Origin of the sequence: Bacteroides sp. MSK.20.12 (assembly GCF_019052435.1) — a bacterium.
GTDB lineage: Bacteria > Bacteroidota > Bacteroidia > Bacteroidales > Bacteroidaceae > Bacteroides > Bacteroides xylanisolvens.
This window is the reverse complement of sequence record NZ_JAHQVH010000049.1, coordinates 1-13,223: the sequence shown is the minus strand read 5'-3', so window position 1 is coordinate 13,223 and position 13,223 is coordinate 1. Positions and strand designations below refer to the sequence as shown.

Annotated in this window: 9 protein-coding genes; 1 reads left to right on the top strand and 8 read right to left on the bottom strand. The window is 44.5% G+C overall.

The features are described 5' to 3' along the window. Nucleotides 1-11 precede the first annotated feature (11 nt). From KTR06_RS20220 to KTR06_RS20195, 6 genes are all read right to left on the bottom strand, one after another. Nucleotides 12-905 (bottom strand): fimbrillin family protein, encoded by an 894-nt coding sequence (locus KTR06_RS20220; RefSeq protein WP_120067656.1) that lies wholly within the window; start codon nucleotides 903-905, stop codon nucleotides 12-14. 19 nt (nucleotides 906-924) lie between these two features. After that, nucleotides 925-2,376, bottom strand: coding sequence for a right-handed parallel beta-helix repeat-containing protein (locus tag KTR06_RS20215; protein ID WP_009040961.1), 1,452 nt, complete (start codon nucleotides 2,374-2,376; stop codon nucleotides 925-927). A 55-nt stretch (nucleotides 2,377-2,431) separates the two neighbouring features. Then, nucleotides 2,432-4,207 carry a RagB/SusD family nutrient uptake outer membrane protein gene (locus KTR06_RS20210; protein WP_120067659.1) on the bottom strand — a complete coding sequence of 592 codons (1,776 nt, stop codon included), beginning with the start codon at nucleotides 4,205-4,207 and terminating at the stop codon, nucleotides 2,432-2,434. Nucleotides 4,208-4,220: 13 nt separating this feature from the next. Next, nucleotides 4,221-7,217, bottom strand: a complete 2,997-nt coding sequence (locus KTR06_RS20205; protein ID WP_217290758.1) for a SusC/RagA family TonB-linked outer membrane protein — start codon at nucleotides 7,215-7,217, stop codon at nucleotides 4,221-4,223. 31 nt (nucleotides 7,218-7,248) lie between these two features. Continuing rightward, a complete protein-coding gene (locus KTR06_RS20200) occupies nucleotides 7,249-8,421 on the bottom strand; it encodes a glycerophosphodiester phosphodiesterase family protein (protein WP_118195100.1) in 1,173 nt (390 codons plus the stop codon). 219 nt (nucleotides 8,422-8,640) lie between these two features. Further along, nucleotides 8,641-10,290, bottom strand: coding sequence for a DUF6377 domain-containing protein (locus KTR06_RS20195; protein ID WP_009040959.1), 1,650 nt, complete (start codon nucleotides 10,288-10,290; stop codon nucleotides 8,641-8,643). Between the two features lie 278 nt (nucleotides 10,291-10,568). Between KTR06_RS20195 and KTR06_RS20190 the strand changes: the two genes are divergently transcribed. Further along, nucleotides 10,569-11,357: an aspartate dehydrogenase domain-containing protein gene (locus KTR06_RS20190; RefSeq protein WP_120067663.1), complete on the top strand. Its 789-nt coding sequence runs from the start codon at nucleotides 10,569-10,571 to the stop codon at nucleotides 11,355-11,357. Here the strand turns inward: KTR06_RS20190 and KTR06_RS20185 are convergent. Next, nucleotides 11,340-12,224 (bottom strand): NAD(P)-dependent oxidoreductase, encoded by an 885-nt coding sequence (locus KTR06_RS20185; protein WP_004309884.1) that lies wholly within the window; start codon nucleotides 12,222-12,224, stop codon nucleotides 11,340-11,342. The genes KTR06_RS20190 and KTR06_RS20185 overlap by 18 nt on opposite strands. Nucleotides 12,225-12,395: 171 nt before the next feature. After that, complete coding sequence (locus KTR06_RS20180) at nucleotides 12,396-13,019, bottom strand: HU family DNA-binding protein (RefSeq protein ID WP_008023859.1); 624 nt, start codon at nucleotides 13,017-13,019, stop codon at nucleotides 12,396-12,398. Nucleotides 13,020-13,223: the final 204 nt, after the last annotated feature.

The window sequence follows — 13,223 nt, the reverse complement described above, 5'->3', positions numbered from 1 at the left end:
CTCCTCCTTCTTTAATTCCGGTCGATAAGTTGCCCGGTTGCCCAATTTCTGGCCATTTTAGCAGCCAGTCGGACTGTTGTGTTTACATTGAGAGTTAAGGTATGTTCCACTCCTTTTTCCAGTTCAATGGGCTCTTTTGCAGTCCAGATATACAGTTTCCCGTCATAGCTGAAATTGACAGAGAAGCCCTCTGCTATTTTTTGAGGAGGCAGGATACATTCGCAAGATTCCGTCCCTTTATAGGGAGCCACAGTTGCCACTACTGCATCCGCCGCAGGAACAACTACCGGAGCCGCTGCTGACAAATCACAAGTGGCATTGACAACAGCCCCATTGATAGCCATATCTCCTAACTTACTCATGGAAGCATCCGTCGTACCATTGACCGTGATTTTTATAATCAACTTACTCATGGCATGATTCAAAGAGATTTTCAGTTTCCCATCTGCCGTTAAATCCTGCTCCGGGTCAACTGTCGCTTTCATCAACAGGAAATCAGAGGATTTCACATTTTCTTCGGTAGACTGGTTGGTTAACGCATTGACCGTCAACGAAGCGTCCGGAGTGGCTTCACTCATAAATGGCGCATACGCTATCATCGTCACAGGTGTTCTTTCTGCATCCCAAAGCATCTGTTGACCGTCAGACGTACTCCATGCACTGCCGGAACCAACCATTTGTTTATGATAGTTATAAGCAGCATTTTCGCTGTTCCGGATCATTAATCCGAAACGTTCCAGATTCATGGCGTCATACCCTGCACGCGACAGAGGTTCATTCACTTCGGTAATGACGCGGATGACATGATCTTCGGGGAAACTGCCCATTGATAGTAACTCATCCTCGTTGTTTGAGCATCCGGCTAGTGCGATACCCAAAGCTATTATATAAAATATCTTCTTCATGTTACAGTCGTTTTAGAGTTTAATTTGTCAGAACCGCATCATAAGCACCGGCTTGCATCTTGTTCGCATTACGAGTCACTCCGCGTTGGTCTATACCGAAAGCATCTTCACCGACCCATTCCACAAACACTTCTCCCAAATCAGCAATAGGCGAAGTCACCGGATTAAAACTTTTCGCAACTTCTATCACCGCCTGTTTGGTAGCATATCCTTTTACCGAACCAATCTGATTGAGATCCCACACATACACTCCCTTTTCATTCAGCATGCCATTCACCGGATTGGGATAAGCCGTGTCGGACGCACTCATCGTTATTCCCGTCACGCGCTGATACACATTATATCCCTTCGAAAAGGCTTCAAAGTTACTGCCATTCAGATTAAAGCTCGGAGCCGAAGGATTTTCAGAGATCAACAGGTTATTAATAAACTTCGTATCACCACCGGCACCTGTCTCACAACGTACCGCTCCATGACTATCGCTCGCATTTCCAATGATTGTATTATTGGTCAGCAGGATACTTCCTCCTCCGTTCAGAGCGGCACCTGTCCCCATATTATCTATCAGCGTGGTATTGTTAATACAGATATGTCCTTCCGACATCTGAATACCATTTCCCCACGAACCGTTATGAGAATTGCCTTTCAACAGACAACCATTCATAAACACCACCGCTGTCTTGCTACTACAACGAACAGCGCCTCCACGACCGACAGCCTTATTATCCAGCAAGTTCACCTTATTCAGCCGCACCTGTCCCGACAAGACAAAGACTGCCGGACCACCCTGCTTGGCAGAAGTCGTTACTGCTGACGTACAATCTCTAATCACGCAATCGGTCAACTCGATGGAAGTATCACCAACACCGCCGCTCACGTAAATTCCACTACCACATTCGGTTGTACTGGCATCCGCTTCAGACACATATCCATATTGGAAAGTAACTCCCTCAATGACAATATGCCCTTTCTTCACCAATAGCAAACCACAGTCACCGGCATCCGCCTGTTTATTTCCGTTCACATCGCCGCTGATAACAGTCACATACGCATCTATATCACGTGCCGAAACATCGGTCCCTTCGCTAAACTGACTATATCCGCCCTTAATCGCCTTTATATTCTTACGAACGATTACACCAAGTCCACTTTCTTCGGACATGACATATTTCCCCTGACTCATGTAAATCGTACTCTTGGACAGATCGACAGAACCGCTCAACAACTTACGGAAGCCAGCCACATCCAACGCCTGTTCCCAGGAACTACCATCCATTTCCCCTTCACCGAATTGAGTCACGAAGTAACTCTCCAGTCCTTTCTGCATAATCACTTCTTCGTCCAGATCATCGTCGTAGTCGGTCATCATCGGCGGGTCTATCATCTCATAGTCTTCCTGGCATCCCTGTGCCAACAGGAGAATGAAAGCCAGCATACATAGCTTCGATATTATGAATAAACTATTTTTCATTTTCTTTCTTTTTTAACTTGTACATTAGATAAGAATAATCACAAATTCACCGATTTCACCGGGCAATATCCGGATAACCGGGATTCTGTTTCAGGTATTCATTCTGTTCTAGTTGTGTCTGCGACAAGGGGAACAGTTCATAATGATTGTCCGCATCCCGTGGTTTGTCCCACCATGCTTCCTGATACCTGCCGAAACGAATTAAGTCTGTACGACGACGGCTTTCCGCCAGAAATTCCCGTCCCCACTCATCCAGCATTTCTTTCTGATCGAGTACTACGTTGCCTTCCGGCTGGTAAGCGATATTCGCTGTAAAGTTTTCGTAGTTGCGCTTACGCACGCTGTTCAGCAATTTGCCAGCCTCACCTGCTTGTCCGAGACGGAGAAGGGCTTCAGCTTGAGAATAAATAATCTCTGCCAAACGAATCTCTGTATAGTCGGACTCAATATAATAACCTCCGGTAAACGGATAGAAAGGATACTTCACACAGTAAAGTCCGGAATTGAAGTCACCATTACCCAATTTAGATTCCTTATAAGCCGGATTAGAGATATAACCTGACTCTGCATTTCCCTCAAATCGTCCGACCTGGTCACGCAAATAAATCACATATTGATTATCCGGGTTCTTGGCATATCCTCCACTGACAGCGGAGTTGGCAATCTTACCTTCGAGAAAAAACATACCTTCGCGGGTATTGTTACCGGTGTTTACATATTGCTTATAACGTATGTCTCCCTGATATTTGGCAAACTTCCGGGTAACCATTCCTAATCCATAGTCGAACAGTTCGCGTGGCTGCTGATTGTCATAGCTCGGTGAAAGCGCGTATTTCGGATTCCGTTCGCCGTTTCCCTCTATTTTCAGGTAATACGCACTACCATAAGGCAAACCACGTCCGTAAACCGTTCTTCTGTCATTTTGCAGATGCCAGCTGGTCAGCCCGTAAGAACCGGGAAAACCGAAGATCACCTCATTGCACATTTCATTGTTCCAGTCGAAAGGTTCATACCAGTTATCCGCAATCGCATAATATCCGAACTCTCCTCCCGTGATACGTTTACACATATCGATACATTCCTGCCATTTCGCCTGACCGATCCATACCTCCGCATTCAGATAAAGACGCACCAATAATGATGCCGCAGCAGCTTTCGTGAACTGTCCCTGTTGGCTACCATTCCCGGATTGTCCACTCTTGGAGGGCAAGGCCGCCAGACAGTAATCTTTCAATTCACTCTCGATGAAATCGAACATGATTTGCGGAGAGACTTGCTTCCGATTTTCCGGCAGTTCGTTCACAGCCTGGTCTGATGTAGTGGTGAGAATACAGTTGCGATGGGTATTCAACAGACGGAGATAACCCCAGGCACGCATACAGCGCAACTGCGCTTTAAAACTTTCAAATTCACTGTCACTCAAACCATAATTGGACGGATTCAATTGGTTCAAGTCGTCCAATACCATATTGCATTGGCCAATACCTACATAAAAGTTTTCCCATTCGCTCAACCAGTCGCCCTGATTGATATCATCATATTGATGACGGTGATACATTTCCCACAAACCTCCATCGTACCACCAAGTGCCACGAGTGGGAGTAATCAACTGGTCTGCGGGAAGTTCCTCGTTCTCATGACGTATCCAGATACAGCAATACATGTGCTCAAAGGGACGGAAAACGGCGTTGATAACATCCTGTTTCGTGTTATAATAGTTCTTGGACATCACCTGGTCATACACCGTTTCCGACAGATCCGTACAAGACGGTAAGCCTAACACTGTGCCCGCCATCATACTTAATCCTATGATATATTTTGTTATTTTCATAATGGTTCTTTTTTTAAAAACTAACTTGTAAACCTAAAATAAACTGGAAGGCAGACGGATAATAGTTGTATCCTCCTCCGAAAGTACCCGGTGTCAGTCCGTTCACTTCGTAGGTAGAAGGGTCTACACCGGTGAACTTCGTGAATGTATAAAGATTGTTGGCTGTGCCGAACAAACGTATCTTTTCAATATACTTCTTATTCAGGTTCATCGTATATCCTAAAGTGATGTTGTCTATCTTCAGGTAATCCCCCGGTTCGATGAAATAGTCGGTTATCACATTCTTACCCGTCGTGATATGCGCATTCTTCGAATAGGCGGTAGTCAACTGGTTGGTACTCATACTCTGCAAGCCAAAATAGAAATCGTGCACATTGAATAGGTCAAACCCGGCAGCACCGCGGAGGGCAACAGTCAAGTCGAAATTCTTGTAAGTGAAGTTGTGCGTCATAGAACCGGTGAATTTCGGCAAACCGTTTCCGGTCACTGCCTTGTCTTCTTCCGTACCCTGCGCAACAGGAATCACATTTCCTTTCTTGTCATAAATCAGCCAGTCACCTTTTTTGTCCACTCCCGCATAACGGTAGGTGAAGTAGTTGCCGATACGTTCGCCTTCTTCAATCCGCTGCAAATATCCTGGATTGTTGGGATTCGCCATATTACACGTGGAGTAATATTTCTGCCCCTTGTACACATCATTGGAGAAGCTGACAAACTTATTGTTATTAGTGGCTCCCACTAAAGTGAAACTATAAGTGAAATCCTTTGTCCGGACAGCATTTACAGTTATATCAAGCTCGAAACCGGTATTGCGCAATGTACCCACATTGGCATAGATGGTAGAGAACAAATTGGGCGGAACCGATACGGAATAGCTACCGAGCAAATCGCTTTGTTTACGGTGGAAATAGTTAAATGAACCGGTCACTTTGTGTTTGAAGAGCGAGAAGTCCAAACCGATATTCTGATTGTGCCCTTTCTCCCAACGGAGTTCCGAGTTGACATTCTTACTCGGTCCCCATACATGGAAGTTGTTGCCGCCATACTGATACCAGCCATAGGCTCTATAGGTTGCCAAAGACTGGTAGTTACCTATTTCCTGATTACCTGTCACCCCATAGTCATAACGCACTTTCAAGTCGTCAATCCATGAGAATCCTTTCATAAACTTCTCATCCGAGATACGCCAGCCGACAGATACCGCCGGGAAATTACCCCATTTATGATTCTCACCAAAGCGGGAGGAACCTTCGTGGCGTAAAGAGAAAGTGAACAAATAGCGCTCTTTCCAATCGTAATTGACACGTCCGAAGAAGCTGATTAATTTATGGTCATTTTTATAAGAGCTCATCATGGTTTTTCCTTCTTTGGCTGCTTCCAGACCGGAGCCCAGATTATTGTACGTCAATCCGTCGGAAGAGAAGTCCCAGTTCTCGGCTCCCATACCCGAACTTACCCCATAATTGTAGCTATAACCTACCATTGCACGGATTTGATGATCCTTGATGCGTGTAGAGAAGTTGGTCACCCATTCGAGATTGTTGTTAGTGTTTTTATCAAAGTCACGGCTCGCTTTTCCGGCAACACCCGAATTGACATTGGGACCATAAGTAGACGGAATGAACCATCCGTTGAACTTATCCACCTGATACTGTGAAACAGTAACCTGTGATTTCAAGACCATGTTCGGATTATTAGGATTGAACAACGGCAACAAATTAACGGCAGCAGTAGCATTCCATTCCAGCAATTTAATCTCTGTACCATTCTCTTCCTCATTCAATTGTTCAACAATATTCGAGCTGTCGCCTCCGGACGGAAAACGATAGTATCCGTTAGCTGATTCAGGATCATAAACCGGCATTGTCGGATTATTCTTGATGACACTGCCATAGACACTGGCTGACTTATTCCGGTCGATGACACGGGGAGTCATGTTAGCCGCAAAGGTAAACAGGCCGTCTTTCGTTGTGTGGCTGATGGTAGCACGCGCACCATATTCCCGACGGTCGGAACGCAAGTCGATTCCCTGCGCTTTTCGATAATCGGCTGTTACGCGATAATTAGTTCTCGCATTACCTCCGGAGAAGGTCAACGTGTGCATGTGTGTCACTCCCAAACGGGTAACGGCATCAAACCAATCCGTACTGGCTCCCATATCGGAAAGTGGATTAGAAACCGTGCGGTAAGCACGATATTCTTCCGCATTCATAATGTCCAGCTCTTTCTTTGCTTTATTGAAGGTGACGGCAGCGCTGTAAGTCGTATGCACTTCCCCGTCACGGGTTCCTTTTTTCAGATTCACAAGGATCACACCGTTGCTACCCCGTGTACCGTAGATAGCGGAAGCGGCACCGTCTTTCAACACATCGATCGATTCAATATCGGCGGGATTGATATTCGTCATATCACCTCCCGGCACTCCGTCTACAACAATCAACGGGCCCAGCCCGGCATTACGCGAAGATATACCACGAATCTGGATACTTCCCGTACTGTTCGGATCGGCCAAAGCCGTATTGGAAACAGATACACTGGATACTTTTCCCTGCAACAGCATGGAAGCATCGAGACTGGAGATTTGATTCAGGTCTTTCGCACCGACATGCGAAATAGCCGAGGTCATTTCTTTCTGTTTCATCGTACCATAACCCACCACTACCACTTCATTCAACGCTGTGGATTCTTCTTTCAACACGATTTTCAATGACTGCCGGTCTTTGATAGCCACCTCTTGTGTCTCATAACCGATATAAGAGATTTTTAAACGTCCGTTCTGCGGAGCATTCACCTGGAATTTACCGTCGATATTGGTGATGGTGCCTTGTTTCGTCTCTACAACTACCACCGAAGCTCCGATGACAGGTTCCCCCTTTTCGTCGATCACCGTACCGGATATTTTACGTTCCTGCTGCACTTCTAAGGAAGCTCCTCTTGCCTGGATACCGGAAAACAGCATCAGCAATATACCTAACAGACAGGTACACGTTTTGAAATGAATATTTCTCATAAATAGATGATTTTTATATTAGATGATAAAGTTAACGAAGCCCTCTTGCCTGTAATGCCGGAATCAACAAGTCCGGTAAGTCCGTCTGTATCATACATACCATCGGATAGATTTGCAAGAGTTCATTCAGATAATCCTCGTTCAGTGTCCATTCGGATACGCTACTGCCACTTGTCGGAAGCATATTTACCGTAGCAAGCATTCCGTCATTGATTGAACTTCCCAAAGGAGTGCTTTTCCCGTTTGTCAGGTAACTGTATTGCACAAAGTAATTACCCGGCAGCCCTATCATCGGTTTATGACTTCCTGTCCATGTATACACATGTGCTTTAGGAGTAATACCCAATACTTCTTCCGCTTTCTGCGCACTGTTACAATAGAAGAATACAGATTCCATCATATCCAGCTTCATCACGATATCCACCACCTGCTGCGAAGTAGCCGTGCGCGGAGAGTAGTCGAGGTTGTAATAGATTCTACCGCGTCCTGCTTTCAGAAACTCTTCCAGAGTAGGCATTTTTTCATCAGTCACCCGGCCATTCCGGTCTTTCAGGTTGTACTTCTGTAATTCTGCATAGGTCATTTTTGTGATGTCGCCTGTGCCATCCGTAGTGGCATTAATGGTTTGGTCATGGCATACCACTACCACTCCGTCGCTTGTCACATGAGTATCACACTCGATCACTTCCGCGCCCGAATCAATGGCATCTTCTACGGAAGAGACTGAATTTTCGGGAACAGTCCTGTCCGACGTGTGCGCCCGGTGTGTCATGACCCATACTTTTTTGTTGTCCGGCTCTCTGAATTGCTTCATCGCCTCCGTCAGTGCCAACAGATTATAGATACGGATTCTCTTCTGCACCTCATACTGACCTGCTGTAACATGCAATGTGTAGTCGCCACTTTGGGTATAGGCATAAGTGATAGGGGTAGCAGCTTTTCCTTCCTTGACCGTCCCGTCACCAAAATCGACAGTAATATCGGTATTTCCATCAATGTTGTTGAATTTGACCTCCACCACTTCTTTCAGCAGGGCACGGGTACTTACTTGCAGGTAAGGATTCTTTTTCACAGGATCATCGTCAGAGCAAGCGTTGCAAACTATTCCCAATAGAATAGCCCAACAGCATAACCAGCTTATCGGCTGGCGTTTTGTTCTTCTTCCTTTTTCCGGAACAAAAAAATGCAGTAATTCATTTTTCATTTGTATTTCTATAAAGGTTAATAAAAAAAGAAACTCCCGAAGGCGGAACCTGTTCGTTCCGTTCGGTTATGACAAAAATAGAGGGAAATGCCCCGATAAAAAATAGCAAAGGGAATATAAGTGGAAATCTACAATTCTCTCAAAGAAATAACCACTTGATTATTAATATCTTATTTCTAAATAAGCTCACATTAAAAGGTAGATTGGGCACAGATTTTATTAACGGATTTTTGCCACCAAATCTTCAAAATCGTCTCGTGAAACACGTGCTTTTGTTTTTACTCTCGAACGGTAATTATAGATTGTATTCACTGAGTAATGCAGAAGTTCCGCAATCTGCGAACTGTCTTTTATTCCCAAACGTATCAAAGCAAAAATACGCAGTTCGGTATTCAGTAATTCATCCGGTTTCAAAACGATTTGTTCTTCCGGCAATAATAAGGCATTGAGAGATTCCACGAAATTAGGAAAGAGATGCAGGAAAGCGGAATCAAAGTTCGCATATAATTCTTGCACTTCAACGGTTACAATGTCATTGCTAAGATGTGTCATCTTGAGCAATTCTGCCACTTGTCCGCGTTGCAGTTTCTTGTTTACCAGCTTTCTGTACGCTTGCAAACGGTCTACATATACAGAGCACAGTTTGAAGAAACGGGCAATATAGGCTTCTTTAATGAGATTGGACTCGGAAAGCTCGAGATTGGTGGAACGAAGATGACGGTTCACTTCTTCGAGTTCTTCATTTAACGAGAAAAGCCGTTCGTTTACTTCCTGCAATCCTTTTTTCGCGATGGAAAGGGCTTTCATCTGCCGGTAGATATAGATTAATGCGATCACCAACAGTAATGCCAACAAGGCTACGCACGCAATATAGATCAGTAATTCCCGGTTCTGTTGCTTGATAATATCCTGATAATTCCCGTTTATCATAGAAAGCGGGGTGATATTCATCCAGCTCCGCAACCGCGTTTTATAGAATTGTGATATTTCCCATGAGAAATTGATATAGTCATAGGCACGTTTCAAATCTCCTTTTCTATTCAGTTCTTGTGCCAGTACCATCAAAGAAGATTGCTCCTTAATGGCGGAACGCACATCTGAAATGGCTGAAAGCACCAGATAATACAAATGCTCGTCTTTCTTGCCCATGCTCTCAAAAAGGCGGAAACGCTGATAGGCTACCAGTGCATATTGAGGCGTTCCGAAAGAAGATTCCGCAAGCCGACGGTCACTGAATTCAAGAGCCTCATCGTATTTTCCGGCTTCTCTTAATTGCGTCTCACGCAACCACAGGTATGTAGCCGAGGACGGATCTAAAGTGACCTGCATCGAATCACGGTAGGCATGGCTCAATTTTGCATAGCGGGAAGCAAACATCTTATATCGGGGTTGTGCCGCTCCTGCTTCGAAATATACATGCTCGTAACAAGTATAGTAATATCCCAAAAGTGACGATGGCAATGTCTGACGATCAATCGAGTTAAGTATATCCGCTGCTTCCATATACATTCCGATAGAGGATAACAGATAGGATAGTTCCAATTGAATGTTAAGTTCCCGCTCTTTGTCATTCAACTGGCGAGCCAGCAGCATATTTTCATTCAGATAGTGGAGTGCGGAATCGGAACTGTATGCTTTATATTCAAGATAAATATCATTATTCAGATGATAGCGTTCGACAGAAACGGGAGGTGTCTTTCGTGCTTCTTTTTTCAGTTCATGGAGTTTGTTCTCTTTGATCTGTACATAAATATCGGCTTCCTTAATCGTTTTATCAAGCACATTCAACAATGAATCCAGGCTTTCACCAGCAAAAGCCGAATAACAGGAAAAGAAGAGCAAAAAGCAGAGTAGACAGTTCTTTTTCATTGGGCGGATAGACTTTAGTGAGTATGAGATGATAGAGATTAACCGGACAAATGTAGAGAAAATCTTCGTAACCTAACTATAAATGGCTCATAAATTAAAGGAACAAACAGACTATTATAAAGAAAAAACAGAAGCCAGACAGAGTATATGTTACATTATTATTAATAAAAATGAGTCTTACTCTATCAGACAAATCCATTCCCAGATACAGACCTGATGAAAATAAATACCATATTACCAATCCAAGCTCTTACCAATAAAAGTATTATCTTTGTTGCATGAAAAAATTAGTCATTGTAGGATGTGGACGACTTGCAGGAATCGTTGCGGATGCAGTTGTCAAAGGCTTATTACCAGATTATGACTTGGTAGGTGTCTATTCGCGTACGGCTTCAAAAACAGCGCACATCGTTCATAAAATGCAGCAACATGGCAAGCCCTGCATTGCTTGCGCCACATTGGAAGAGTTATTAGCATTAAAACCAGATTATCTGGTGGAATCGGCCTCTCCTGCCGCTATGCGGGAATTGGCTTTGCCGGCATTGAGAAAGGGAACCTCTGTCATTACCTTGTCTATCGGTGCTTTGGCAGACGAGACATTCTATCAGGAAGTGACAGAAACAGCCAAGGCAAATGGTACACGAATCTATATCGCATCCGGAGCTACCGGTGGATTCGATGTTTTAAGAACTGCCTCTCTGATGGGAAATACGACGGCCCGCTTCTTCAATGAAAAAGGTCCTAACGGACTCAAAGGAACTCCCGTTTATGATGATTCCTTGCAAACGGAGCAACGTACTGTTTTCTCCGGAAGTGCTGCGGAAGCTATTCGCCTCTTTCCAACCAAAGTGAATGTTACAGTTGCCGCCTCACGAGCTTCTGTCGGTCCGGAGAACATGCAGGTATCCATACAATCTACCCCCGGATTTGTGGGAGATACGCAAAGGGTAGAAATCAAAAATGACCAGGTGCATGCCGTAGTAGACATTTATAGTGCTACATCGGATATTGCAGGGTGGTCAGTAGTGAGCACCCTGATTAATATCACATCACCCATTGTATTCTGACAGATTGGCCAATACTTTTGCGCTCAGGCGGTCAAACGCCTGACGCGTGCGGCCAGTAGACACCTGCATACAACGTACATGCGGATGATTGAGCAGTTGCTCACTCCCCAACGCGCCTATCGTGTCACAAAAACAAAGGTTGTCACCTTCCAGCCATTCAGCGAAAGCTGCCTCATCCCATGCCGGCGACAAACCGGTATTGAATAAGATTTTCCGATTACCCATCTGCCTGAATTCCTCTTCATGCAGCAGAACCGTATTTTTATTAAGGCAACAGCAAATGACTTCACTCTCTGCAAGGAGTTTCTCCAACGGCAAAAAGCAATATCCTTTGGCAGTAGCCGCTTCTTTCTCACTGCGGGCATAATATGAAATATCAGCACCAAAGAACTTCAAAGCGTCCGCTATCATGCCGCCCGACTTACCCAATCCGACTATTCCGACTTTTAAGCCGGTGATCTCACGAGGTAACTCCTCCCACGATTCCTGCCCGAAGCCATGCAAACAGCGCACCAACTCACTGACGACATATTCTACCACTCCCTCATCACCATAATCCCGGATACCTGTTACCGTGATACCCCGTTCATTGGCATAGCGAATATCGACATTCGCACTTTCGGGAGAATAGAGCGAGCAACACATTCCAATGTATTTCACATTCAGACAACATTCAAGTACATACCGGTTGATACGGGAGGTATAACTCAAAAGCACCGCATCGGCATCTCCGATACGGGCAATGATTTCATCATCACTCGCGGGTACATCAGGATACATCACCACCTGACCGGCAAATGAATACAACGCTTTTTCGGCCGACGGAACCAGACTGACCGGCTCTATAGCTACAAGTTTCTGAAACATCGTTTTTTTATTTTAGAAGTATTATAAAAACAAACATACACGGTTACCGGATTAGCAACCCAACATGGGCGCTAAGATACAAATTTCTAGCCATAATATCATTTAATGATGGACGATAACAGTATGTTTTAGACACACGAACGCAAGTTAAACATATCCAATCAGAGTTCACTACTCGCCATCCGGTTCCTTTCGTGGCAGTGCTATAAAATGCATCTGATTACCCCGTCCCTCCCGCTTGATAATGCCTTCGGCCGCAAAAGATTTAAGATCGTCCAATGCAGTATTCTTCAAACGCCCGGTAAGTTCTGTATAAGTGGTTCTTGTGATGAAGCCATGCTCTCCGATATATTGCAGGACGAGTTTCTTCAGGTTCTCCCTGTCCCACTTACGCGAAGTATTGAAATCGACACACTTTCTGCGCTCCAAATCTCCGCGAATACCTACACGCATACTCTTGGAAGCACGGAAATTCACCCCGTTGAAAGCTACGGATTCAGAACGAATATCATTCTTATTTGCTACCAATCGGGAAGCTTTCACTTTGGCTGAAAAGAAACCGAACTCTCCCAATTCAACGCGGTATCCTTCACCCAGATATTGCAATACATCCTCTTTCAGTTCTATAAGGATACCTTCTATCACTCCTTCCTTAAATCCGGTTCTCTTAGCAACGCCACGGATCAATCGTTCTGCCGGAATCGTTCCACTGTAGACAATGTCGGCATACATTGTTTCCGTTTCTCCTTCCTTAGTAGTCAAGGCAGGCTTCTTCTTTAAATTGTAAAAGGCCATAATCTTATTATTATATTTAAGACTTTTCAGTGCAGAGAATAAAGATTTTCAGTGCAGAGATTTATCATAGTTTATGCACTCGGGTAGTTGTCCAGTTGTAACGGGACAATAGTCACCTTATAGAAAAACAAATATCACCTTATAAAGTGACAGGGTCGACGCATTATATTTTTTACTATCTTACAACTTGTATTTTATTTTTAT